Annotated in this window: 26 protein-coding genes; 7 read left to right on the forward strand and 19 right to left on the reverse strand. The window is 71.6% G+C overall.

Annotated features, from left to right (window positions below; genetic code table 11):
- Positions 1-62: 62 nt before the first annotated feature.
- Together C503_RS0101305 and C503_RS0101310 are read left to right on the forward strand one after the other, a co-directional pair.
- On the forward strand, positions 63-974 hold the full coding sequence (locus C503_RS0101305; RefSeq protein WP_018680386.1) for a LysR family transcriptional regulator: 912 nt from the start codon (positions 63-65) through the stop codon (positions 972-974).
- A 130-nt stretch (positions 975-1,104) separates the two neighbouring features.
- Complete coding sequence (locus tag C503_RS0101310) at positions 1,105-2,319, forward strand: FAD-dependent monooxygenase (protein WP_018680387.1); 1,215 nt, start codon at positions 1,105-1,107, stop codon at positions 2,317-2,319.
- A gap of 2 nt (positions 2,320-2,321) precedes the next feature.
- On the opposite strand, the gene C503_RS0101315 is transcribed toward C503_RS0101310, so the two are convergent.
- The 11 genes from C503_RS0101315 to C503_RS0101365 form a co-directional block, all read right to left on the reverse strand.
- Entirely contained in the window at positions 2,322-2,690 is a 369-nt protein-coding gene (locus C503_RS0101315; protein ID WP_018680388.1) for a hypothetical protein, read from the reverse strand.
- Positions 2,691-2,850: 160 nt separating this feature from the next.
- Positions 2,851-3,291, reverse strand: coding sequence for a hypothetical protein (locus C503_RS0101320; protein WP_018680389.1), 441 nt, complete (start codon positions 3,289-3,291; stop codon positions 2,851-2,853).
- Positions 3,288-4,712 (reverse strand): endonuclease toxin domain-containing protein, encoded by a 1,425-nt coding sequence (locus tag C503_RS37300; RefSeq protein ID WP_018680390.1) that lies wholly within the window; start codon positions 4,710-4,712, stop codon positions 3,288-3,290. Before C503_RS37300 ends, C503_RS0101320 begins: the two co-directional genes overlap by 4 nt.
- The gene (locus C503_RS0101330) at positions 4,709-5,005 is read right to left on the reverse strand and encodes a WXG100 family type VII secretion target (RefSeq protein WP_018680391.1); all 297 of its coding nucleotides are present in this window, start codon (positions 5,003-5,005) and stop codon (positions 4,709-4,711) included. Before C503_RS0101330 ends, C503_RS37300 begins: the two co-directional genes overlap by 4 nt.
- The gene (locus C503_RS42885) at positions 5,006-5,317 is read right to left on the reverse strand and encodes a WXG100 family type VII secretion target (protein ID WP_018680392.1); all 312 of its coding nucleotides are present in this window, start codon (positions 5,315-5,317) and stop codon (positions 5,006-5,008) included. It lies immediately after the preceding gene.
- Positions 5,318-5,634: 317 nt separating this feature from the next.
- Positions 5,635-5,964, reverse strand: a complete 330-nt coding sequence (locus tag C503_RS45575; RefSeq protein WP_018680393.1) for a helix-turn-helix domain-containing protein — start codon at positions 5,962-5,964, stop codon at positions 5,635-5,637.
- Positions 5,961-6,398 (reverse strand): cupin domain-containing protein, encoded by a 438-nt coding sequence (locus C503_RS45580; RefSeq protein WP_018680394.1) that lies wholly within the window; start codon positions 6,396-6,398, stop codon positions 5,961-5,963. The genes C503_RS45575 and C503_RS45580 overlap by 4 nt, the downstream gene beginning before the upstream one ends.
- A gap of 64 nt (positions 6,399-6,462) precedes the next feature.
- Positions 6,463-7,335, reverse strand: a complete 873-nt coding sequence (locus C503_RS0101350; RefSeq protein ID WP_018680395.1) for a helix-turn-helix domain-containing protein — start codon at positions 7,333-7,335, stop codon at positions 6,463-6,465.
- 16 nt (positions 7,336-7,351) lie between these two features.
- Complete coding sequence (locus tag C503_RS0101355) at positions 7,352-8,266, reverse strand: transporter substrate-binding domain-containing protein (protein WP_245572379.1); 915 nt, start codon at positions 8,264-8,266, stop codon at positions 7,352-7,354.
- Positions 8,244-9,002 (reverse strand): amino acid ABC transporter ATP-binding protein, encoded by a 759-nt coding sequence (locus C503_RS0101360; RefSeq protein WP_156892923.1) that lies wholly within the window; start codon positions 9,000-9,002, stop codon positions 8,244-8,246. The genes C503_RS0101355 and C503_RS0101360 overlap by 23 nt, the downstream gene beginning before the upstream one ends.
- Positions 9,003-9,049: 47 nt before the next feature.
- Positions 9,050-9,859: an amino acid ABC transporter permease gene (locus tag C503_RS0101365; RefSeq protein ID WP_018680398.1), complete on the reverse strand. Its 810-nt coding sequence runs from the start codon at positions 9,857-9,859 to the stop codon at positions 9,050-9,052.
- A 216-nt stretch (positions 9,860-10,075) separates the two neighbouring features.
- Here C503_RS0101365 and C503_RS0101370 point away from each other — a divergent pair, with 216 nt between their 5' ends.
- The 4 genes from C503_RS0101370 to C503_RS45585 all read left to right on the forward strand — a co-directional run bounded on the left by C503_RS0101370 (position 10,076) and on the right by C503_RS45585 (position 13,903).
- Positions 10,076-11,107 carry a sensor histidine kinase gene (locus C503_RS0101370; RefSeq protein ID WP_211222290.1) on the forward strand — a complete coding sequence of 344 codons (1,032 nt, stop codon included), beginning with the start codon at positions 10,076-10,078 and terminating at the stop codon, positions 11,105-11,107.
- Complete coding sequence (locus C503_RS0101375) at positions 11,104-11,757, forward strand: response regulator (RefSeq protein WP_026315878.1); 654 nt, start codon at positions 11,104-11,106, stop codon at positions 11,755-11,757. Before C503_RS0101370 ends, C503_RS0101375 begins: the two co-directional genes overlap by 4 nt.
- 59 nt (positions 11,758-11,816) lie before the next feature.
- Entirely contained in the window at positions 11,817-13,385 is a 1,569-nt protein-coding gene (locus tag C503_RS0101380; protein ID WP_084476663.1) for a carboxylesterase/lipase family protein, read from the forward strand.
- Between the two features lie 194 nt (positions 13,386-13,579).
- On the forward strand, positions 13,580-13,903 hold the full coding sequence (locus tag C503_RS45585) for a hypothetical protein (protein WP_018680402.1): 324 nt from the start codon (positions 13,580-13,582) through the stop codon (positions 13,901-13,903).
- Positions 13,904-14,733: 830 nt separating this feature from the next.
- Here the strand turns inward: C503_RS45585 and C503_RS0101390 are convergent.
- From C503_RS0101390 to C503_RS0101400, 3 genes are all read right to left on the reverse strand, one after another.
- On the reverse strand, positions 14,734-16,269 hold the full coding sequence (locus C503_RS0101390; protein ID WP_018680403.1) for an FAD-dependent monooxygenase: 1,536 nt from the start codon (positions 16,267-16,269) through the stop codon (positions 14,734-14,736).
- Complete coding sequence (locus tag C503_RS0101395; RefSeq protein WP_018680404.1) at positions 16,266-16,883, reverse strand: acyl-CoA-like ligand-binding transcription factor; 618 nt, start codon at positions 16,881-16,883, stop codon at positions 16,266-16,268. The genes C503_RS0101390 and C503_RS0101395 overlap by 4 nt, the downstream gene beginning before the upstream one ends.
- A 117-nt stretch (positions 16,884-17,000) precedes the next feature.
- Positions 17,001-17,750, reverse strand: coding sequence for a dienelactone hydrolase family protein (locus tag C503_RS0101400; protein WP_018680405.1), 750 nt, complete (start codon positions 17,748-17,750; stop codon positions 17,001-17,003).
- Positions 17,751-18,105: 355 nt separating this feature from the next.
- Between C503_RS0101400 and C503_RS0101405 the strand changes: the two genes are divergently transcribed.
- On the forward strand, positions 18,106-21,285 hold the full coding sequence (locus C503_RS0101405) for a S8 family peptidase (protein WP_018680406.1): 3,180 nt from the start codon (positions 18,106-18,108) through the stop codon (positions 21,283-21,285).
- Between the two features lie 320 nt (positions 21,286-21,605).
- Here the strand turns inward: C503_RS0101405 and C503_RS0101410 are convergent, their stop codons facing one another.
- The 5 genes from C503_RS0101410 to C503_RS0101430 are packed head-to-tail and all read right to left on the reverse strand — an operon-like array spanning position 21,606 to position 23,995.
- Positions 21,606-22,157, reverse strand: a complete 552-nt coding sequence (locus tag C503_RS0101410; protein ID WP_018680407.1) for a hypothetical protein — start codon at positions 22,155-22,157, stop codon at positions 21,606-21,608.
- Between the two features lie 18 nt (positions 22,158-22,175).
- Positions 22,176-22,298 (reverse strand): hypothetical protein, encoded by a 123-nt coding sequence (locus tag C503_RS48385; protein WP_018680408.1) that lies wholly within the window; start codon positions 22,296-22,298, stop codon positions 22,176-22,178.
- Positions 22,298-22,852, reverse strand: a complete 555-nt coding sequence (locus tag C503_RS0101420) for a hypothetical protein (RefSeq protein WP_018680409.1) — start codon at positions 22,850-22,852, stop codon at positions 22,298-22,300. The genes C503_RS48385 and C503_RS0101420 overlap by 1 nt, the downstream gene beginning before the upstream one ends.
- On the reverse strand, positions 22,824-23,294 hold the full coding sequence (locus C503_RS0101425; protein WP_018680410.1) for a hypothetical protein: 471 nt from the start codon (positions 23,292-23,294) through the stop codon (positions 22,824-22,826). The genes C503_RS0101420 and C503_RS0101425 overlap by 29 nt, the downstream gene beginning before the upstream one ends.
- A complete protein-coding gene (locus tag C503_RS0101430; RefSeq protein ID WP_018680411.1) occupies positions 23,291-23,995 on the reverse strand; it encodes a hypothetical protein in 705 nt (234 codons plus the stop codon). Before C503_RS0101430 ends, C503_RS0101425 begins: the two co-directional genes overlap by 4 nt.
- Positions 23,996-24,017: the final 22 nt, after the last annotated feature.

Here is a 24,017-nt window from a genome sequence, read left to right on the forward strand (position 1 = left end):
CGTGTCGGTGTTGTGCCAGGATGACCCCAGGCGGCGGGTACGGAGAGTGAGGTGACGCGGGCGTGCTGACGGTGAGCCTGGCGGGGCTGCGCGCGATCGACGCCCTCGCCACCCACGGGTCCATGACGGCCGCCGCCAGCGCGCTGGGCTACACCCCCTCCGCGATCTCCCAGCAGATCGCCCGGCTCAGCCGGGACGTGCGCCAGCAGCTCGTCGAACACCAGGCGGGCCGCACCACGCTGACCCCGGCGGGCCGGGTCCTCGCCGAGTCGGCAGGCCGGATCGTCATCGAGCTGGAAAGCATGAACGCCGAACTCCAGGCGCAGGCCGACACCGTCACCGGCACTCTCACCATCGCCGCCTTCCCCACCGCCGCCCGCGGCGTCCTGCCCGCCGCCCTGCGCGAGCTCGCCGACACCTGGTCCGCGCTGTCCCTGCGGCTGATCGAGGCCGACTCGCACCGCGCCGTCGAACTCGTCGCCCGCGGCACCGCCGACCTCGCCGTCGCCCACGACTGGATGGCCATCCCACTGTCCCTGCCCGAGGGCCTGCAGGCAAGGCACATCGGCGACGACCTGTCCGATGTCCTCGCCCACCACGCCCACCCCCTGGTCGACCGCCCGTCGGTCGACCTCGACGAGCTGCGCGACGAGTCCTGGCTGCACGAACCCGGCTCGGTCGCGCACGACTTCCTGATCAACGCCTTCCACCGCACCCCCAGCCCCACCCGCTTCACCCACATCGTCAGCGAGTACGCCAGCCAGATCCAACTCGTCGGCGAGGGCCTCGGCCTGGCCCTCGTCCCCCGCATGGGGCGCGGCAAGCTCCCCCCGACCGTCCGCCCCCTCGCCGTCCGCTCACCCCCGATCCGCCGCATCTACGGCGTCTGGCGCCTGCCCACCGGCCGTCGCCCCGCGATCACCGCCGCGCTCACCGTCCTGAACTCCGTCTGTACCCGACTGGAACACGACTGAGGCCCGGTCGGGGCCGAAGTAGTCGTGCCGGGCGGTGGTCGGTTTCGGGCTCGGCCGTGATGACCGCGAAGCTGCCGGTGGCAACGCATACACTCCGCGTCGTGATCCGGATGGGCGATCGGGGGCCGCGGTGAGCGGGGACAGGGTGTTGGTGGCCGGGGCGAGCATCGCGGGGCCCGCGTTGGCCCATTGGCTGCGGCGGCGGGGGGCCGAGGTGACCGTGGTGGAGCGGGCTCCCGGGTTGCGTCCTGGCGGGCAGGCGGTGGACGCGCGCGGGGTGGCCAAGGAGGTCATCCGACGAATGGGGCTGGACGCGGCCGTGCGCGCGGCCTGCACGGACACCGCGGGCGCGTACACAGTGGACGTCGACGGGAACGTGCTGGAGACCTACCGCGCCGACGACGACGGCGGTGACGGGCTCATCGCGGAGATCGAGATCCTGCGCGGGGACCTGTCGCAGGTGCTCTACGACGACACCCGCGACGGCGTCGAGTACGTCTTCGACGACCGGATCGCCGAGCTCGTCCAGGACGCGGACGGGGTCGACGTGACCTTCACCAGTGGCGACCGGCGGCGGTTCGACCTGGTGGTCGGCGCGGACGGGCTGCACTCGACGCTGCGTGCGATGGTCTTCGGGCCGCGCGAAAGGTTCGTCCGCCACCTCGGGCTCGTGTTGGCCTTCTACAGCGTGCCCAACGAGTTCGGGTTGGACCGTTGGTTCCTTGATTACCAGGACCACGAGTCCGCCCGGTCCGCGGGCCTGCGGCCGATCAAGGACGCCACCCGGGCGATGGCGGTGTTCTCCTTCCCCGCGGCCGACTTCGACATCGACCACCGCGACGTCGACGGGCAGAAACACCTGCTGCGCGAGCGGATGGCCGGTCTGGGCTGGTCGACCCCGCGCATCCTCGCGCATCTGGACGACGCCCCGGACTTCTACCTCGACCAGGTGGCCCAGGTGGTGATGGACCGCTGGTCGGACGGACGGGTGGCGTTGATCGGCGACGCGGCGTTCAGTCCGTCCCCGATGTCCGGGGCGGGCACCGGGCTGGCCCTGGTCGGCGCCTACCTGCTCGCAGGCGAACTGGCCGCCGCCCAGTGGGACCCCGCGGTCGGGTTCGCCGCCTACGAGGCCCGCATGCGCACGTTCGTCGAGGCCAACCAGGAGATCGGCAGGCTGCACGCGCAGAGCCGGGCCATCCCCCGACCGGACGACGAGCCTGCCGAAGAACCCGACATGGCGGCGTTCACCGCGCTGATCGACCGCGCGCTCAACGGAGTCGACCTCCCCGACTACGCCGGACTGCCCGACTCCAGGCCCTCGGCGTCACCGACCACGCCGTAGGGTCACCACGTTCGCGCCGACCGCACACGCGGATCCGGAGACCGACCATCGTTCGCCCAGGGATGGACCGAGGAGTCTTTTGCCTGCCTTCCTGAACGAGCTGACTTCGTGGTGGTCAACGACCCGTCGTCCGGGAGCGTCATGGTCCGGCGGCCGCGGAATCCGGGTGACATGTCCCGGTGCAGCTTGCCCTGCAGGTACACCTGCGCGCCGCCGATCGCCCTGACCAGCACGCCTGCCGCGACGAGCACCGCGATGCCCGCCGCCGGGGTCGAGGGCGCGCGCCCGGCGACCAGTTCGTCGAGCAGGAGACTGACCGCCCATGCCGCCGCCACGGGCGCGGCACCGTCCACCATGGTCAACAGCAGCACGACGCACAGCGTTCGCGGCGACGCCGACCACGCCGGCCGGACGGCCGACCGGGCCCGCCGCAGGGTCCAGGGGGATGAGCACCGGCGTCACATCACCCGACCGGGTCGTGATAGCCGCCTCCGGGGCAGGCAAGGGAGCGGTCGTGGATCAGGCGGACCGCTAGCTCGCCTTGCCGAAGGCGGTGATCACCGCGTCGCCGACGGAGCCCGGTGAGGAGTCGGCCGGTGCGCGGGTCTCGTCCGGGACCGGGGTGAAGCCCTTGCGGCCGCCCTCGTTGCGCTGGGGGGTCACCTCGATCCCGCCCGGGCCGCGGAAGACCTCGACCGACCTCGTGCCCTTGGTGTAGGCGGCGTAGGTGGTGACGCCGAACGCGTCGAGCAGGGGTTGGCTGGGTTTGCTGCCCCGGACCGGGTCGTCGAGGCCGGTTCGGGAACGGTCCAGGGCGTCGGTGACGGAGGCGCCGAGCCGCTCGAAATCGGCGGTGGCGGGCAGGCGGACCGGTTGCCCGTCCAGGACCCACATCCCGGAACGGGACTGCGAGTAGGTGATGACGACGTACTCCCCCTGCCGGAGGTCGACCCCCACCAGTTGCTCGCTCACGGGACCTCCGAGATGATCACTCGCACGTTCTTCGCCGCCGCGTACTGGCGCAGCTGGGTGAGGATCGCGCGCTGGGCGGGCGAGGCGACACCCGGTTGGATGGCGACCTGCAGGACTCGGTCGGTGACCTGGCTGGACCGGATCACTGTACCGTCGAAGGTGGCACCGTTGAATCCGGCGACCTTGTCCACGTACCCCTCCAGCCTGGACGCCAGCGCGCCGGTGTTCTGGTAGGTGGCCGCGGTGAGGTCGACGCTCTTGATGCTGGTGGCCACGCCGTGCTCGAACTTGTCGATGGTGGGGAAGCTGCGCGGCAGGTTGCCGCCCAGCCGGGCCTCGATCTCCAGACCCCGCTCGGACCAGCGCAGGGTCCACGCGCTGAGCCCTTCGAATGCGTCGTCGACGGCGGTCCTGCCGACGCCGGGGATCTTGCTCACGACCGCGGCGACGGCCTTGCTGAGCCGGGCGCCCAGGATGACCTTGAGCCGCTGCGCGGCCTCGGCGACCCGACCGAGCACCGTGCCGACCGTGCGGGCGATGGTCCCGCCGATCTCGACGAGCGTCTCGATGATCTTGCCGATCCGGGTGGCGGTGGCCGCGATCCTGGCCGCCTCGGCCGCCTGCGCGGCACCCTCGGCGATGCCCGCGGTGAACAGTCCGGCTACCGCGCCCGCCGCCTCGATGCCGACCGTCCACTCGGCGAGGCTGACCAGCTCGTCCTCGATGTCGTGGTGCGCCTTCTCGATCTGCCCGGCGAGGTCGGTGCAGCTCGTTGCCAGGTCGCGGCAGGCGGCGGCGACCGTGCCCATGTTCTCGCCGAGGCCCTGGCAGACCACGGTCGCGTCGTGCACCTCCGGCGACTGCTGGCCGGAGATGGCCGAGACGGCGGCGGGGACGTGGCCTGCGGCGGCGTCGAGCGCGCCCGCGGCGGTGGTCCACGCCTGGGCGGCCCGGCGCAGCCTGCCGGGGTCGCCGTCGGGCCAGACATAGCCGACGGTGTGCTCCACCAGCCACCAGAGCGCGGGTGGACCGACCGAGCCGCCGCGCGCGGAGGGCAGGTCGGCGAGTGGTTCGGGGGTGGGGGTGTAGATGGAGTCGTCCGGGGCCGTGGCGGCGGGCTTGCCCGCGTTGGACGAGTCCTCGGCCTGACCGTGGTTGAACCCGCTCTGCTGCAGGAGCGCGGCGAGGGTCGTCGAGGCGGTGGCGAGGTCGCCGACGAGGGCGTGCACGGTCTTGGCGGCCTCGTCGTAGGAGTCGGCCCAGGTGCTGCCCGCGGGGTCGGCGCCCGCCATCCCGCCCTGTCCGGACAGGCCGGACTCCAGGTCGGCGCGAGCCTTGGACAGCGCGGCGTGGATGTCGACGCCGAACACCCTGCTGGCGGCCTCGTAGGTGTCGGTGTCGACCTTGATGGGTCCGGTCATCGCAGCTGTTCCCACATCCTGGCGTTCGCGGTGGCCGCGTCGGTGTAGTTGCCGCTCGCGGTCCTGGCGATCTCGCGCATGGCGGTCAACGCCTCGCGCATCTTCCCGGCGCCGCGTTTCCATTCCTCGTGCGCGAGGCGGTGTCGGTCGGCGGCGTCGCCGGACCAGGTGGCGTGCAGCTGGTCGACCCGCTTGTCCGCGTCGTCGAGCGCGGCCTGCAGGTGGGTGTCGAACCGGCTCACCTCGTCGACGACGTGGTCGAGGTGGGCGGGGTCCACGCGGAACTCGACCATCTACAGACCCGCCCCGGAGCCGGTGATCCGGTCGGCCGCGTCCTGCTCGTTCGCGGTGTACGCCCGCTCGGTCGCCGACAACAGTCGTGACATGTCCTTCAGACCGTCGACGACCTCGTCCGCGCCGTCCCGCCAGTCCTGCCAGGCATCGGCGAACGCCGCGGCCGCGGGGCCCTGCCAGCCGCCGGAGAACAGTTCATCCACTTCGGACTGCAGGGTGCCCAGCGCGGTCCGCACCTCGTCGTCGACCTGCGCCAGCATGGCCGCGCAGTAGCGCAGCTCCTCCGGTGTCGCGTCGTATCCCGCCGTCATCGCACACCCCTCCGGACAGCTCCGCCGTTCCTCGACCGGCAGCGACGAACATTAGCAACCCGCGCCCAGGCCGTGACCATTTTTGCTCGATTTCGAAAAGCAAACCGAGGTAAATTCGGTCGAAGCGGAAAATTGGATCCGCTGCCCGAGGAGTGAGTCGGAGCTATTGGCGGGCTCGATTGTCGTAATGATTACCGGAAACAGCCACGGTCCGTCACGGATATTGCGCCAGATGGTGTACGTGCGTGCGCGGCCGAACGCGAGGCCGGAACACCGCTCGGACGCGCCACCGCACACCGGTGGCGCGTCCGAGGAGGTCAGTGCACGGCGCGGCGGTAGTCGCGCGGGCAACGGCCGTAGGTCTGGCGGAACACCCTGCTGAAGTAGGACGAGTCGGGGATGCCCCAGCGGGCACCCACCGCGCTGACGCCCGACATGTCCGTGGTGAGCAGGTCGTGGCGGCAGCGTTCCAGGCGGCGGTCGCGGATCCAGCGCGCCACCGTGGTGCCCTCCCGCTCGAACAGGCGGTAGAGCTGCCGGGTGGAGACGTGGTTGGCGGCGGCGACGCGGGCCGGGGTGAGCTCCGGGTCGGCGAGCCGGGCGTCGATGAAGGCGTGGATCCGGTCCAGCAGGATCGTGTCCGTCACGACTTGTATTCGGGGTGCAACGACAGCGCGATGAACTGGAACGGCCGGTCCACGCTCTGGTAGCCGAGCGGGCAGTGCGGCACCCCCGCCGGGATGTAGACCGAGGCGCTGGTGGAGATCTCGTAGACCTCGCCGTCGATGGTCAGCTCCGCCACCGCGCCCAGGTCGTTGATGTCGTCGGGGTTGGAGCCCATCCAGAGCAGCACCTCGTCGTAGTCGTGGGTGTGCTCCAGCACGTACGGGTTGGGGGTGGGGACCTGGTAGATCCAGCTGTAGGCGATGTGGACCTTGCAGCCCTCCACCTGCCAGCCGCTGACGAGCGCGTGCGCGCCGCTGGTACCGCCCTCGATCTCGCCGTAGGCCAGCACACCCTCGTTGGGGAGCTCCTCGCGGACCATGTGCCGGACGATGTTCTTCTCGTACTTCCCTGCCATGACTGGGGTTCTCCTTCGCTTCGGGCCTGTTCCGAAGGTACGAACCCGGCCTCGGGGCAGACAGTCAACCGCCTCGGGCGATCTGGTACTTTTCGCGGATCTCCCGCCGAAAGTCACCCGGGCTGGCGCCGGTCTCGCGTTTGAAGAACCGGCCGAAGTAGGACGGGTCCTCGAACGCCAGCCGGTGCGCGATCTGCACGACGCTCAGCTCCGTCTGCGCGAGCAGCCGCTTGGCCTCCAACGCCAGCGCGGCCCGGATCACCGCCCCGGGGGTGGTGCCCAGGGCGGCGCGCACGAGGTCGGTGAGGTGCCCGGCGGTGACGCCGACGCGGTCGGCGTAGGCGCTCACCGAGCGTTCGGCGAGCACGTGCTTGCTCACCAGGCGGGTGAACTGCCAGACGATCGACGAGGACGCGGGCACCTGCGGCCGGTCCTGCCGCAGCCGCTGGATCAGCACCAGCAGGATGTGCAGGTGCGCCTGCAGCATCGTGGCGTAGCCGGGCGCGCGCGTGTGGTATTCGCGGTCCAGGTCGTCCAGGACGCGCTCGATCAGCCCGACCTGCTCCCCCGTCAGCCGCAGCAGCGGGCTGCCGCCGGGCGCGGGCAGCAGCCCGCCGGGGTGCACGAGAAGGAACTCCTCGGCGAAGACCAGCACGCGGCCGCCGATGAGCGAGGTGTCCTTCCAGAAGTGCACCTGGCCCGGTGCCAGGACGTAGAGGGAGTTCGGCTCGATCTCGTACGGCTCGAAGTCGACGATGTGCAGGCCGCTGCCGCCGGTGAGGTAGAGGATCTCGTAGAAGTCGTGCCGGTGCGGGAACCGGGCGCGGGTGAACGAGCCGATCTCGTCGAAGGTCCCGATGGCGAACGGCGACAGGCCGGACGGCACCGGGACCTCGATCTCGTGCAGCGGAATGGGCGGCGATACCGGACGAACCACGAACGCCTCCCCGCTCCTATCCCTTCGCCGTGGCCAGGTTCAGGCCAGGCTCCGGGATCGACTTGAGTCCATAGTGGCCGATGACCCGGTCCAGTGTGCCGTCCGCCTTGAGCGCCTTCAACGCCGCGAGCAGCGCATCGGCCAGCTGCTGGTCGTCCTTGCGCAGGTACATGCCCACGTAGCTGAGGCCGAAGTCGTCGGAGACGATCACGATCGGGGCGTGCTGGGCCTCGATCGCGTACTTGGCCTGCTCGGTCACCGCGACCTGGAAGTCGGCCTGCCCGGAGCGCAGCGCCAGGTCCGCGTCCTGCGCGGTCGGGTACTGGCGGGCCTCCGCGGCCGGTTTGCCCTTGCCGACGCAGGCCTGCGAGATCTCCTCGGCGTGCTGCACGTCGGTGGTGCCGCGGATGGTGGCGATCCGCTTGCCGCAGGCGTCGTCGACGCTCTTGTACTTGCCCTCGTTGCTCTTGGCGGTCACCAGCACGCTGGCGGACTGCATGTAGTCGACGAAGATCCCGACGCGTTGGCGCTCCTCGGTGTCGGACAGGCCGTCGTCGGCCATGTCGAAGCGGCCAGCGGTCACCCCGGGCAGCAGCGCCTCCCAGGCGATGTTCTCGATCTTGTAGTCCAGGCCCAGCTTCGCCGCCACGGCGCGGCCGACCTCCGGGGTGATACCGCCGGTGATGTTGTTGCTGTCGTCGGTGAGCAGGTAGGGCAGGTTCGGCAGGGTGGTGCCCACGTGCAGCACACCCGCGTCCTTGATCCGCTGCGGGAGCATGTCGTGCAGCGCCTGGTCCTTGGCGGGCAGCGCCGAGTTCGCTGGCGCGGGCGCCGGTTGCTGCTGCGCGCCCGGGTCGCCGCAGGCGGCGAGGACGGCGGCGCAGGCCAGCACGGCGGCCATGCGGCGGCTAGGACTGCTGGTTCTGGGCATGGTCGGTCTCCTTCTCGGGGTGTCGGCGGACGTGCGCCAGGAACGCGGCGGTGCGCGCGGACGAGGGGTCGGTGAGCACGCGCTCGGCGGGGCCGGACTCGACGACCACGCCGTCGTCCATGAACACCACGGTGTCGGCCACGTCCCGGGCGAACCCGATCTCGTGGGTGACCACCACCATGGTCATGCCCTGCGCGGCCAGCCCGCGCATCACCGCGAGCACCTCGCCGACCAGCTCCGGGTCCAAGGCGCTGGTGGGCTCGTCGAACAGCATCACCGACGGCCGCATGGCCATCGCCCGCGCGATCGCCACCCGCTGCTGCTGCCCGCCGGACAGCTGCGCGGGCAGCTTGTCCGCGTGCGCGGCCAGCCCGACCCGGTCGAGCAGCGCGCGGGCCTCGCGCTCCACCTCGGCCGGGTCGCGGCGCAGCACCTTGACCGGGCCGAGGGTGACGTTGCGCAGCGCGGTCAGGTGGCTGAACAGGTTGAACTGCTGGAACACCATGCCCATGCGCAGCCGGGCGCGGGCGACCTCCCGCTCGGTGCTCTCGTGGAGCTTGCCCTCGCGCGGCTCGTAGCCCACCAGCACGTCGTCGACCTGCACGAACCCGCCGTCGAGCACCTCCAGGTGGTTGACACAGCGCAGCAGGGTGCTCTTGCCGCTGCCCGACGGGCCGATCACGCACACCACCTCGCCAGGCGCCACGTCCAGGTCGACCCCGCGCAGCACCGGCATCCCGCCGTAGGACTTGCGCAGCCCGCGCAGCCGCAGCCCGCCCGCGCTCACCGCGCCGCCCACCGTTCGAGGAACCGCTGGCCCACCCCGGCGACCGTGACCAGGATCAGGTACCAGCCGGTCGCGACCAGCAGCAGCGCGATAACCTGGTAGTTCTGCCCGTAGATCTGCTGGGCGCGGGTCATCAGGTCCCCGCCGCCGATCACCGACACCAACGACGTGCCCTTCAGGATGAGGATGAACTGGTTGCCCAGCGCGGGCAGGATGACCCGGATCGACTGGGGCAGCACGATCGCGCGGGTGGCCGCGGCGCGGGTCATGCCGATGGTCAGCGCCGCGTCCACCTGCCCGCGCGGCACCGCCAGGAACCCGCCGCGGATGATCTCGGCCAGGTAGGCGGCCTCGTGCAGGCCAAGGCCGAGCATGGCGGCCAGGAACGGGGTGATCACCTCGTTGGTGGGGGCGAAGCCGAGCGTCGGGAACAGCAGCGCCAGGTTGAACCAGAACACGATCTGAACCACCAGCGGCACACCCCGGAAGAACCAGATGTAGCCCGCGGCCGCCGCGACCGCGACCGGGTTGCGCGACTGCCGCATCAACGCCAGCACCGCACCCAGCACCAGGCCGACGCCGAGCGTGGTGAAGGTCAGCACGAGCGTGACGCCCACGCCCTCCATCACCGGGGTGGCCAGGAAGTACTTCCCGATCACCGTCCACTCCAGATTCGGGCTGACCGCCACCGTGTAGACCAGCCAGCCCAGCACGGCCACCAGCACCGCGCCCACGCCCCAGCGCGCCGCGAACCGTCGGCGCCGCACCACTTCCAGGGTGTCGAGCCCGTCCAGGGTGTCGAGCATCTCCGCCTCCCCTCTCCCGGGTGCGAAGGACGGTAGGCCCGGCCGGAGCACGGAATCTTGACTCTGCGTGCCAACCTCCCGCCCACCCGCCCGCTGCGTGCCAACCTCCCGCCCAGGTCAGAGCGGTGACCGACTGTGTGCCGAGGGTGCGCGGGTGAGGGCCGTCTCGGTCGTGGGGATGAGGTTCCGGTCCGGATCGCCCGACATACTGGGCCGGTGCGGATACGACCGGTGGACTGGCTGGTCACCGGGGTCGCCGTGGTCGCGACCGTGGTGCCGGTGGCGCTGACCGAGCCCCTCGCCTGGTGGGCCGTCGCGCTGGTGGTGCTGGCCTCGGCGCCGGTGCTGTGGCTGCGGCGGTGGCCGGTGCCGGTGGGTGCGCTCGTCGGGATCGCGGTGTCGGTGCTGGCGATCCTGCACCTGCCGCCGCTGGTCCCGGCCGGGCCGCTGGTGGCCGTCTACGAGATCGCCGCCAACGGCACCCGGCTGGTGCGGCTGGTGTCGGTCGCGGTCACGCTGGTCGGCACGCTCACCTCGCTGGTGCTGCCCGGCGAGCACGACACCGAGACCTACCGCTACCTGGCCGCCGCCTATGTCGCCGCCTACGCCCTGGGCACGAGCACCCGGGCTCGGCGCGCGCAGGCCGTCGTGGTCGAGGAGCGTGCTCGCGCCGCCGCGGCCGCCGAACGCGCGCGGATCGCCCGCGAGCTGCACGACATCGTCACCCACTCGGTCGGCATGATGATCGTGCAGGCCGAGGCCGGGCCGCTGCTGGTGCGCGCCGAACCGGGCCGGGCCGAGGCGGTGTTCGACACCATCGCCGACACCGGGCGCGCGGCGGTGGTGCAGCTGCGGCAGTCGGTCGGCGCGTTGCGCTCGGCCGGGGTCGCCGACATCCCGGCGCTGGTGGACGGGACCGGTCTGGTCGTGGACCTGGCCTGCGACGGCGCGCCGCGGCCGGTGCCGCCGGAGGTGGACGTGACCGCCTACCGGGTGGTGCAGGAGTCGTTGACCAACACCGTGCGGCACGCGGGCGCCACGGCGGTGCGGGTGCGGCTGGGCTGGACGGAGCACGCCCTGGACATCGACGTCATCGACAACGGGCGCGGTCCGGCGGGCACCCGGCCCGGGTTCGGGCTGATCGGCATGCGGGAGCGGGTCACCGCGTGCGGCGGCACGCTGGCGACCGGGCCGGGGCCGGAGGGCGGGTTCGCGGTGCGGGCGTCGTTGCCGCTGGGGCGGCCGTGATCCGGGTGCTGGTGGCCGACGACCAGGACCTGTTCCGCGGCGGGTTCACCATGATCCTGGCCGCGCAGCCGGACATCGAGGTGGTCGGGGAGGCCGCCGACGGGGCTGCGGCGGTGGAGGCGGCGGAGCGGCTGCGTCCGGACGTGGTGCTCATGGACGTGCGGATGCCGGTCCTGGACGGGGTGGCGGCGACCGCGCGGGTGTGCGCGCGGACCGACGCGCGGGTGATCGTGTTGACCATGTTCGACCTCGACGAGTACGTCTATGCCGCGCTGCGCGCCGGGGCGAGTGGGTTCCTGCTCAAGGACATCCGCCGGGACGACCTGGTCGGCGCGGTCCGGCTGGTCGCGGGCGGCGAGGCGCTGTTGGCGCCGACGGTGACGCGGCGGCTGATCGGCGAGCTGCTGCGGCGCGGGCACGCGGTGCCGCGGCTGGCCGCGCGGCTCGGGGAGCTGACCGAGCGGGAGACCGCGACGCTGCGGCAGGTGGCGCGGGGGTTGTCGAACGCGGAGATCGCCGCGGAGCTGTTCGTCACCGAGCACACCGTGAAGACGCACGTGAGCAACGTGCTGGCGAAGCTGGGGCTGCGGGACCGGGCGCAGGCGGTGGTGTTCGCCTACGAAAGCGGACTGGTGGTCGCCGGGGAGTGAGGCCGGGTTCGGTCCCGTCGGCGATGCGGTCGCGGTGGTCCGGTCGAAACCATGGGGGCATGCGAAAAGCACTGGGGTTGGTGGTGGCGGTGATCGTCGCCCTGGGTGTGCCCGTCCCCGCGTCGGCGGCTCCCGGGGGTTGCGCGACGACGGTCGGTTCCGGCGCTGTTGCGGGACGTTCCGCGGGTGGCGTGTGCGTGTTCCGGGGAATCCCATACGCGGCGTCGCCGACCGGCGAGTTGCGGTTCCGGCCGCCGCAACCGGCACGGGCGTGGTCCGGGACGTTGCAGGCCGTGGACGGCGGCGCGGTGTGTCCGCAGTTTCGGGACCGGTTGACCGAGGACTATCCGGACGACCGGCAGGTCTACCTCGACGAGGACTGTCTCCGGGTGAACGTGTGGACGCCCGCGGCCGATCGCGGTCGGCGGCCGGTGATCGTGTTCGTGCACGGCGGCGCGGCACAGTTCGGGACCGGGAACGAGCCGCGCTACGACGGCACGAACCTCGCCGCGCGCGGTGACGCCGTGGTGGTGACGGTGAACTACCGGCTGGGCGCGTTGGGCTGGCTGGAGCTCGGCGACCTCGACCCGGCCTACCGGGGGTCGGGCAACAACGGGCTGCGTGACCAGATCGCGGCGTTGACGTGGGTGCGGCAGAACATCGCGGCGTTCGGCGGCGATCCGGACAACGTCACGGCGGTCGCGCAGTCGGAGGGGGCGTTCTGCCTCAGCGCGATCCTGGCGACCGAGCAGCCGCAGAAGCTGTTGCGGCGGGCGGTGTTGCAGAGTGGCAGCGGGTACATGGTCCATTCGCGACGCATGCAGCAGACCGTGGACCGGCAGTTCCGGGACGCCAACGGGATCACCAGCGCCGGTCAGGTGCTGAGCATGTCCACTGTGGAGTTGTTAGCGGCGCAGGAGAAGGCGATGCCCGCGCACGCAACCGGGTTCGCTGTCTACTTCGGACCCAGGATCGACGGCGAGCTGGTGCAGGGGCCGTTGATCGACCGTGTGAACGCCGGGAACACCCGGGGAATCGACCTGCTGATCGGCACCACGCGGGACGAGGTGCGGTTCTTCACACAGATCGACCCCGGCATGGTGGCGATGACGCAGGCGGACTACGACCCGCTCTTCCCGGCACCGCTGGCCGACCGCCGTGCTCGGATCACTCGGGCATACGGGGACGACATCCTGGCCTCGCTGACCGACCAGTTCATGCGCGTGCCCGCGACGCGGTTGGCGGCGGCGCAGAACAAGTGGGGACGCGCGTACCTGTACCGGTTCGACTGGGCGCCGGTGCCGCAGGGCGCCGTGCACACCGGTGAGCTGCCGTTCGTGTTCGGCACGCTGCGGTTCGCAGGCATCCCGGGCGGCGAGGAGGCGTTGGCGCGGGACCGGGCCCGGATGACGTCGCTGTCGAACGAGATGATGGGTTCGTGGACGTCGTTCGCGCGGCGTGGCGATCCCGGGTGGCCGCGCTATGCCGTGTTCTGGCGGTTCACCAGGATCTGGGACACCCCGTCCTGGCTGGCCATCGCCCCCGACGACACCCGCCGGGCGGTGTGGGACGCGTATCCGTTCGCCGCCCTGGACGTCGCCCCGGAGGCAACCGCCGCGCACCCGTGACGCGCACGGTGGCCATCGACCGTCCCGTTCGGTCCAGTCGATCTCCCCCACGGTGTCCCGCAGGCTTTTCGGGACCACCCCGGGTCACGGCCGACGTCGATAGGGTGGTCGTGGCCGGTTCCGCGTCACCGAACCGCACCCGAGACATCCCCTACCCGCAACCACCGAGTGCCCGCAGCCGAAGGGGAAGTCTCATGTCACGTGCCCTGGCCACCCTCGTCACCGCCGTCACCCTCACCCTGACCGTCATCACCGGTGCCGCCACCACCGCCTCCGCCGCCCCCGCCACGACCACCACCCTCGACCGCACCCCGTCCACGCGCACCCTCGCCCTGGCCCGCCTCGTCGGCCTGCGCCCCGTCCTGGTCACCACCATCGACCGCCACGGCCACATCCACCTGTCCATCCGCTTCGTCCCGCGCACCCAGCCCACCGCACCCGCCGACGACGAGGTCGGCCAGCTCGGCGAGGGCGACGCCCAGATGGCAGGCGACGCCGTGAGCCCCGCCTACGACTAGACCCTTCCGACCTGTGTCCGGTGTCGACGCCCCCGTCCCCGTCGACACCGGACACACCCTCGTCCGGTGCTCGGTCAAGGGAGTGGCCGGGCCTGTGGATCGTTCGGCAGCCTGTGGACAACCGGCTGGGGATCCCCCGAGTTCCATTATTCCGGAGGGGGCGACGCGGCGGAGGAATCTATCCACAAGGACAGCTTGGGGTACTGGGTTCGACAGGCCAGCGTGTCAAGGGGCGACCCGGGGGCGGTGGATTGTTCGACGGTCTGTGGATAACCCTCGGGGGACCCCCGAGTCCTATTCTTCCGGACGACGGGGCCAGGCGGGATGAGTTGTCCACAGGTCAGCGGAATCCGACCCGGTCGTCTCCGCCGGTGGACCGCGATGGACGAAGGCGAGTCGAGGCGTGATCGGCGCCTGTGGACCGTTCGACCAGATTGTGGACAACCGCTCGGGACCCCCGGTTTCCATTCTGCCTGCGGGCGCGGGCCGGGTGCAGTGAGTTGTCCACGGCGGTGAGCTTGGCGGCTCGGCCCGCGCTGGTCGGATAGTGTCCATTGTGGAAGGCAGGCCGAGCTGTCACGTCCCTCGCCGCTTCTCCTGCCTGTGGACAACTTCACCCGCTCCTGCACCCACGCCGGCAGAATGGAAACCGGGGGTCCCCGAGCGGTTGTCCACAGCCCCGTCGAATCATCCACAGGCCCCCGCCGCCCCCTCTTGACAAGCCGCGAGATCGACTAGGCTGAAATCGGGGCCAGCCCCCTGGGTGGGCGGGGTCTGTGATGGGGCCGTCCCGACAGGCGCGTGGGTGGTGGCGAAGGTGAGGGGAAGCGTCAAGGGGTGTCGGGACGGGGCGGGAACCAGCGATGTGCGGCCGTTCGGAGGGCGGCGCGTTCCTTGTCGTCGGGGATCTGGGATGTGGAGGCCCAGGCGAGGTAGGTGTCCGGGCGGAGAAGGGCGGCGGTCAGGTCGGTATCGGTGGCGGCTTGGGCGGTGATCGTCTCGATGCCCAGTTCGGCCGCCAGGTCGGCGAGGGACGAGCCCTCGGTCAGGTCCAGCAGCAGCGGCCGGGTTTCGTGGGTCAGCTCGGCCAACCGCATCCGTCCGGCAGGTGTCCGCAGGTCCAGGTCTGGAGCGAACGTACCGACAAGTGGGTGTCCGGGGCCGAAGTCGTAGCGGACATCGGTTCCGGAGATCAGGTCCGCCAAGCGCTGCACGACCGACTTCTCCGCCAGCAGCTCCCCGACCACCGCGCGTAAACCCGTGATGTCCTCGCCCGGTGCCACCAATGCCGACTGGGCCTGGGCAGACAGGACCATGCGGTCGGCGGCGACGCGGCGTTCGGGGTCGTAGGTGTCGAGCAGGTCGGGCGGGGCGGTGCCGTGGATCTCGGCGGCCAGTTTCCAGCCCAGGTTGATCGCGTCCTGCAGCCCCACGGTCAGCGCGCCGCCGAGGGCGAAGATGTGCGCCGCGTCGCCTGCCAGGAAGACTCGGCCGCAGCGGAAGCGGTCGGCGACGCGGGTGTTGCTGCCGCGCAACCGGCGCAGGACATGCGGGCCCGGGCCGGTGGGGGCCACCAGCGGGATGTCCACGCCGAGGACGCGGTGGATGCTGGCGCGGAGTTCGTCGAGGGTCATCGGGCCCGGGGGTTCGGGTTGGTCCCATTCGGAGGTGTTGACCAGCGGCGGGTGGCCCGGCAGCGGCGCGTAGGAGAACGTACCGGTTGCGGTGCGCAGCGGCAGGAACGGGCGGATGACACCGTGGCCGGGAACGGTCAAACCGCCCGTGCCCGGGTCGAGCCACTCGGGGGCGACGGTCGCGTGCGCGGAACGGGACGTGGTGCGGTCCCGGGTGATGCCCGGGAAGTCGATGCCCGACAGCTTGCGGGTGACGCTGTGCGCGCCGTCGGCGCCGACGACGTAACGGGCGCGCAGGTCGGGCCGCCCCACCACGGTCAGGGTGACGCCGTCCTCGTCCTGGGCCAGGCCTGTCACCTCGTGGTCGCGGCGGATCTCGATGCCGAGCTCGGTCGCGTACTCGGTGAACACCTCGACCATGCGGGCCTGCGGGATGGGCAGGGCGTACAGGGGGCTCTGGTCGAGCAGGGACAGGTCCAACGGCATCGCTGCGAACATGAAGTACGCGGAGTTCGCGACCGGCGGGGTCGTGCTCCCGGTGAGCCTGCCGTACAGGCCGCGTCGATCGAGCGCGCGGACGACCTGGCCGAACACGCCGTTGGCCTTCGGTTCTCGGGTCGGTTCCGGTAGGGCCTCCAGCACCAGCGGGTCCACCCCGGCGCGTTTGAGTTCGCAGGCCAGCATCAACCCGGTCGGGCCGCCGCCGACTATCACCACGTCGTGCACGGTCATCGCCGCCTTCCCGGTTCCGGGAGTCCCGCGACCAGTTGCGCGAACGCGTCCCGCAACGTCGGTCCCAATGGGACGGGCGGTTCCGCGCCGAGACAGTGGTCCACGGCCTGGCCGCTGATCGCGAGCACGATGGCGGCCACCAGTTTCGGGTACAGGTCGGTGCCCACGTCCGTCCCGGTTCGTTCCGCGACGGCCTCCGCCAGTTCCGTCTGGGCGACCGCGCCTGCCTTCACGACCTCCCCATGCAGGGCGGGCTCGCTCAACACCAACCGCACGGCCTCGGTCCAGCGTTGGTCCTTCGGCCGCTCGGTGCCTGCGGCGAACTGCCGCACCACCGAGTCCACGATCGCCTCCCACAGCGGCGCGTCCCGGTCCTGCTCCCGCAGGTCCTCGGCGATGCAACGCATCCGCTCGATGTGGCTGGCCGCGATCGCCTCCGCCTTGCTGCCGAAGTAGTTGCGGAACGTCCGCACGGACACGTCCGCCTCGCCCGCGATGTCCTCGATCGTCACGTTCGCCCACCCGCGCTGCACGCACAGCCGGATCGCGGCCCGGCTCAACGCCACCCGCGTCTCCCGTTTCTTGCGCTCCCGCAGTCCCTCGTCCTCGGTCATGACACCGACCGTAGGAGAAACTTGCCGAAAGTGCAACTATGCCTAATGGGCAACTTTCTGCCCTGGGTGAACCCCGCCCGGCCCCGCCGCCTGGTCGCGGCGGGGCCGGGCTCGGGATCAGCGCGCGACGAGCGTGTGGTCCAGCAGGGACAGCAGACGGTCCCAGTGCCGCTGGAACGCGGCGGGATCGAACGCGGCCGTGTCGGCCATGGTGAAACCGTGCACGGTGTCGGGATAGATCTCGGTCGTGTACCCGACCCCGGCCGCGTCGAACGCCCGGTTCAGCTCGCCCAGCGGCTCGGCCGTGATGTCGTTGGGCGAGAAACCGAGGTGGACCCGCGCGCGCATCCCGGACAACAGCCGGTGCGGACTGTCCGCTTCATCCGTGACCACCGGACCGGGATGGAATCCCGCAACAGCCGCAACACGATCGGGACACGCCGCCGCCGCGCGCAACGCCAGCACCGCCCCCATGCAGTAACCGGTGGCGGCGACCGGCCCCGGACGCACCTCGGGCTGATCCGCCAGGAACCCCAGGTATGCCTCGGCGTCGGTCCGCGCGTGGTCGGTGGTGTGCGCCGCGACGATCGGCATCAGTTTACCGAAGACCGTCTGCCGGTCCGCCACGCCGATGTGGTCGGGAAGCTCGACCACCGGGGCCGGGCCGTGCCGGTAGAACAGGTTCGGGACGAGCACGTAGTACCCGTGCGCGGCCAACGTCGCGGCCATGTCCCGCAACACCGGCCGCAGGCCGATGGCGTCCATGTACATCAGCACCGCCGGATGCGGGCCGTCGCCGTCTGGGAAGGCGGCGAACGCGTCGGCCTGGCCGTCCGGGGTGGGGATCCGCAGCGTCTTGGTGGGCAAAGTGAACTCTCCTGTCGTGGTTGACGTTTCCAGCCTGTCATCAACCCGACCGAAGGCGGTGCCCGCGGCGCGCTCAGCCGCTCACCGGGTCGCCGATCCGTGTGTGGCCAGTGGCCGTCCCGGTGTTCATCACCGCCAGCATAGCCCGCGCGAAGCGGCCGTGTCGCCCGGATCAACCCGTCGACGGTCGGAGAGAGTTTCAGGTTTTCCCGGAATTTTCCCGGGAAAACGCGGAATTCGGACGTGGTCCGAACCATTCGCGTCACAACGGCGGGCGGCGCGTGGATCAAGGCTTTCCGCGGGCGGTCGGCACTGGTAGTGGTTGTTCCTCACAGCACGGGAGGAGCGATCTGGCATGGGGTGGAGGAACCGGTTGCGGGTGGTGGTCGCCGCGGCGGTCGTCGGCGGCACACTCGTCGCACCGGACGTCGGCGCGGTGGCACAGCCCGGGACGGGACAGCCTGTTGCGGGACAGACCGGAACGGAACTCACGTTGGTCACCGGGGACCGGCTGCGCGTGTGGTCGACCCCGGGCGGCGGCCGTGCGGTCTCGGTGCTCCCGACCCCAGGACGGGAACACATCGGGTTCCTGCGCGACGGGGACCGGGTCGTGCCCTCGGACGCGCTGCCGCTCATCGACTCGGGCAGGCTGGACCCGAGGCTGTTCGACCTCGGCCTGATCCCGCGCGACAAACCCGCCCCGGTGATCGTCACCGACCTGGGCCAGTCTCTGCGCGCCGCCGCCCCGGGCACCGGCGTGCGCGCGCTGCCGAGCGTCAACGGTGCCGCGATGACCCCTGCCGCCGGGTTCTGGGGCTGGTTCGCCGCCTCGACCGCGAAAGTGTGGCTCGACGGCGTCGCCAAGCCCACACTGGACGTGAGCGTCCCGCAGATCGGCGCGCCCGCGGTGTGGCAGAGCGGTTACACCGGCGCGGGCGTCACCGTCGGCCTGCTCGACACCGGCGTCGACGGCGATCACCCCGACCTCAAGGGCAAACTGGTCGACCAGGCCGACTTCACCGGGACCGGCACCGCCGACCAGCTCGGCCACGGCACCCACGTCGCGGGCATCATCGCGGGCACCGGCGCCGCCTCGGGCGGCAGGTACCGCGGTGTCGCGCCGGACGCGAAACTGGTCAGCGGCAAGGTGTGCGCGGCGATGGGCTGCCCCGACTCGGCCGTGATCGCGGGTCTGGAGTGGATCGCGCCCAAGGCCAAGGTCGTCAACCTGAGCCTGGGCGGCGCCTACAGCGACGGCACCGACCCGGTCTCCCGCGCGGTCAACGACCTCACCGCCCGCTACGGCACCCTGTTCGTCGTCGCCGCGGGCAACGACCGCGCGCTCGACACACCCGACCCGTTCGCCTCCGTCACCTCCCCCGCCGCCGCGGACAGCGCGCTCGCGGTGGGCAGCGTGACCAAACAGGACACCACCAGCCCGTTCTCGCCGCGCCAGCCCCGGTTGCGGGACTACGCGGTCAAACCGGACATCGCCGCCCCCGGCAGCGACATCGTGTCCCTGCGCGTGCCAGGCACCCCGGCAGGCGACACCGCCCCGGTCGACGAGCACTACGCGGCCCTGTCCGGCACCTCCATGGCCGCCCCGCACGTCGCGGGCACCGCCGCGCTGCTGGTGCAGAAGCAGCCGACGTGGACGGTCGAGCAGCTCAAGCCCACGCTGGTGAGCACGGCCAAGCCCACCGCCGACCCGTTCGAGCAGGGCGCCGGTCGGGTCGACGCGGCCCGCGCCGCGAGCCAGCGGGTCACCGCCCTCGGCGGCGGCCTCGGGTTCGGCTACCTGCCCTGGCCGCACAACACGCGTCTGGCCAAGACCGTGACCTACCGCAACGACGGCGCCCAGCCCGTCACCCTGCGGCTGGCCACCGACTCGCCGCTGTTCACCCCGTCCGCCCCGCAGGTCGTGGTGCCCGCGCACGGCACCGCCCAGGCAGGCGTCACCCTCGACCCGACCGGCAAGTCCGGCAGGCAGAGCGGCAGGCTCACCGCCACCGCCGACGGTGTCGTGGTCCAGACCGCGCTCACCTCGGTGCTGCAGGAGCAGACCGTCGGGCTGACGGTGAACGTCAAGGGCCGCACCGGCAAGACCGCGTCCGTGGTGGCCAAGGCTGTCAACGCCGACACCGGCGCCGCGATGGGCGTGCGGGTCGTCAACGGCGTCGGTACCGCGCGGCTGCCCGCGGGCCGCTACGACGTGGAGGCGCTGGAGGTGTCCGACACCAACGATGTCACACTCCTCGCCCGGCCCGGCGTGACCGTGGACCGCGACACCGCCGTCACCCTCGACGCGACCGCCGGGAAACCGGTCACCACCGCCGTCGACGGCACCGCGACCACGTTCACCACCGGCGAGCTGACCCTGGCCTCGGGCACCGCGTCCGGCGACCGCGTCTCCTCGCTGGGCTGGTTCTCCCAGCCCGACCAGCACATCTACCTGGCGCCCACGGCGGGCAAGGTCACCGACCACACGTTCGCGTTCGCCTACCGGGCCACCCTGGCCGGGCCGCAGAACTCCGTCTACCACCTGGTGTTCACCCGCGTCGGGGCGATTCCCGACGGCCGGTTCACCGCCAAACCCGGCGACCTGGCCCGGGTGGACGCCCGCTACTACGCCCAGGGCGCGCCCACCCAGGCCCTGCGCGCCGACTACGCGACCGTTCCCCTGCCCGGCCTCAACAGCGGCGCGTTCTTCACCCACCAGCTGCCCATCCCCCGGGCCCGCACCGAGTACTACAGCGCGGGCCCGGACGTCCACTGGCAGCACCTGACCGGCATGTACGCGGCCGACACCTCGGACGCGGAGACCTCGGTGTCGCTGCGTACGCACAAACCGGGACGGGAAAGCACGCACTGGTTCCGCGCGCCGGTCGGACCGGCGGTCGGCGACCCCAGCGGCGGGTTCGGTGTGCAGCGGGTCGACGGGGTGCTCAACGTGCTGGTGGGGCCGCTCTCCGGCGGTGACCCCGACCAGTTCACGGTGCTGCCCGCGGCCGCGACCGGCAGCACCACGCTCAGCCGCGACGGCGCCGTGCTCGGCACCAGCGAGGTCCCGGGCGCGGGCTCGTTCCCGATCCCGGACACCGCGGGCGTCTACACGCTACGCACCGTCCTGGACCGGACCGTGCCGTGGTCGCTCCTCGGCACTCACGCGGACGTGTCCTGGACCTTCACCGAGGGCGGCGCGTCCGCGACCACCCCGCCGCCGCTGCTGGAGGTCCGCGCCACCGGCGACGTCGACGACCAGGGCCGGGCGCCGCGCGGGCCGTTCCCGCTGCTGTTGACCGCACAGCACCAGGCGGGGGCGCCGAACGCGCGGGTCACCTCGACCCGGGTCGAGTACTCGACCGACGACGGCGCCACCTGGCTGCCCGCCGTCACGATCCACAGCGGATCCGGCGGGATTGCGGTGGTGTGCAACGGGAACAAGCCCGGGTTCACCTCGCTGCGGATCACCGCCAAGGACGCCGACGGGAACTCGGTGACCCAGACGGTCATCCGGGCGTTGCAGGTCAAGTAGGTTGGTTCCGCGGTTGTCGCACCACCTCGCCGAGGTGGTGCGACAACCGTCGGGGGCTCCGGATCAGGGTCGTGGTTCCACACTGTCCCGGGACAAGGGCCGTGTTCCACCTGGTTCCACAATGAAGGCCGCGTTCCGCTGAGGTCGCGTCCCAGCTGGTTCCGCTGCCTGACCCGCGTTCCATCCTGTTCCACAACGGATACCGTGTTCCAGGGAGTCGGTGTTTCATCCGGTTCTGCAACAAGGGCCGGATGTTCCGGGAAGGTTCTGTCCCGAGACTGCTTTGTCCCGAGACTGCTTTGTCCCGGGACAGGCTCCGGTCAGCCCGAGAACACCGGCCAGGCCGCGCCCAGCAGTGAGGCCAGGAAGCCCGCCGCCATCAGCAGGGCCAGCCGGGTCCGGAAGCGGGTCCAGCGCTCGTGCCAGTCACCGGGGAAGCTCAGGCTCGCCGTGGTCATCAGCGCCCGACCCAGGCCGAACCCTATCCCCGCCCATACCGCGCCCGTCCATGGCGCGGTCAGCAGCACCGACATCGCCGCCACGTAGGGCAGACCGCTGGGCAGGTAGGTGCGCACCCCGGTGCCCATCTCCACACCGAACTGGAACGGACCCAGCAGCCGCCCGAGACGGAACACGCTCTCCGGGACCAGCCGCCGGTTCTCCGGCAGCGTGAACCGGAGCACGCCCGTCTCCTTGAGCGCCACCGTCACCAGCGTGAGCGCGACGACCGCCCAGCGGGCCGGTTCCGGGATCGGGGCGCGCAACAGCGAACCCACCACGAGCAGGACGGCGGCGGTGATCGTGCCACCGACGAGAAGACCGGCGCGGAACGCCAGCGCGGGGGAACCTCGCCAGACCGGCGAGCTCAGCACATCGGCCGAGTTCCGGCTTCAAGTGGAGCCGGAGGTGGCGAACCCCGCGGTGGCGCCCAGGAACAGCCACGGCACGAACGCCGCGCCGCCCAGGGCCGCCGTCGCGAGCAGGCTCGCCAGTACGAGCGGGTGCCAGAACATCAGACGCGGGCCCGACAGATCGTCAGGTAGGTGTAGCCGTTGTTGCCGCCGCCCCAGTAGGTGCTGAACCCGTCGGAGCAGCGGTAGACCTTGCCGTCCGGGGTGGTCCACCGCCACGAGTTCTTCGTCGAGGTGGTGCCGCACGCGGTGGCGATCGGCTGGTGGTCCACCTGGACGTCGCCCTCGACGTAGGTGCCGTACTTGTGCCAGCCCGCCTCGCAGAAGTCGCTGCCGCGCCAGGCGCCGCCGATGCAGGTGGCGTAGGCGTTGACGAACTCGCCGCTGGTGTCGGGCTCCTCGGGGTAGCCGATGGGGTAGGCGTCGTGGCAGTCGGTGCGGTCCCAGCCGGTGAGCGCGTTGGGGCCGGTCTCGGCGCGGGCGCGGCGCGGGAAGGCGAGCACCGTGGAGCCGAGCGTCACCGCGCCGAGCGCGATGGCCTTGAGCACGGTCCGGCGGCGCCCCGTCGAGCCCAGACCGGTCAGGGCCTGGGTCCGTTCGACCGTGCCCCCGGCCGGGCTTTCGTGGTCAGGAATCCGATCCAACGCGAGAGCCACCGCGCACCCCCCATTCCGCCAACGCCTCGTCCACCTGTTCCTCCCGCACCGGCAGCAGCAGCCGGGTCACCCGGCCGTCCGCGCCGACCAGCATCAACACCGGCGGCGACAGGTGTGAGACCACCCGCCACGCCTCGCGGTCGCTGACCACGTCCAACCCGCTCTCCCACACCTCGGGCGACTCGTGCGTCAACACCACCGCCTCCTTCGCGCGCCTGGCCACCGCGACGCACAGCGGGCAGCCGGAGTCGCCCGCGAGCACCACGCGTCCGGCGAACCGGGCGCCGAGAAGGAGATCGGGGGCGGCCGCGCTGAACCCGCCGGAGTCGCGGGCCAGCTGGGCGCGCAGCATCCGCACCTCGCGCAGCACCGCCGCCAGCCCCAGGAACAGCAGGATGATCGCCGCCCAGGTGATGACCAGGAACGCGGTCGACGGGCTCACCCGGCGCTCCAGGCGACGTCGATGCCGTCGAGCCAGTCGAACCGCTCCTGCTCGCCACGCTCGGCGGTGTCGGCGAACTGGATCTCGGCGACCCCGGCGGCACAGCCGAGCACGAAGGTGTGCGCGGACAACCGGTTCGACTCCGGCAGCGCGATCTTCCACACCTCGCCGTGCGTGGTGCGGGCGCCCGCGTGGGCCGGGATGTGGTTGCGGGCCTGACGCGGACCGGGGATGGAGATCGAGCCGAAGTGCCGCACGGTCACGATCAGGTGCTCGCTCATGGTGTCCAGCAGCGTCGCGCCGCGCGGGACGGCGGTCATGCCCTCGACCCGGTCGGTGACGCGCAACGACGAGAACAGGGCGACCACACGCTCGCGTTTCGGCGCGGGACCGGCGTAGACGGTCATGAGCTCGTGGTACTCGCCGATGAGGGTGGCGATCGAGGACTGCCCGTCGTGCGCCTCGGCGACCACCACCTCCCGGCCGTGCACCGTGAACCGGTCCCGGGCCGCCGCCGGGGCGACGTGCGTGCAGGCGAAGTCGTGGTAGCCGCGCGAGCCGATCTGGAACCCGGTGCCGTGCGAGCCGCCCGCGAACCGGACGGCCGCCGCGACGCCGGAAACCGGTGCGTCGCCGGGGAGGGTGAGCGCGACCCGGGCCCCACTGGGCGCCACGAGGTCCAACCGTTGTGCCGTGGTCACGCGCCCTGACGCTAGAGCACAC

It is taken from the genome of Actinokineospora enzanensis DSM 44649 (assembly GCF_000374445.1).
Classification (GTDB): domain Bacteria; phylum Actinomycetota; class Actinomycetes; order Mycobacteriales; family Pseudonocardiaceae; genus Actinokineospora; species Actinokineospora enzanensis.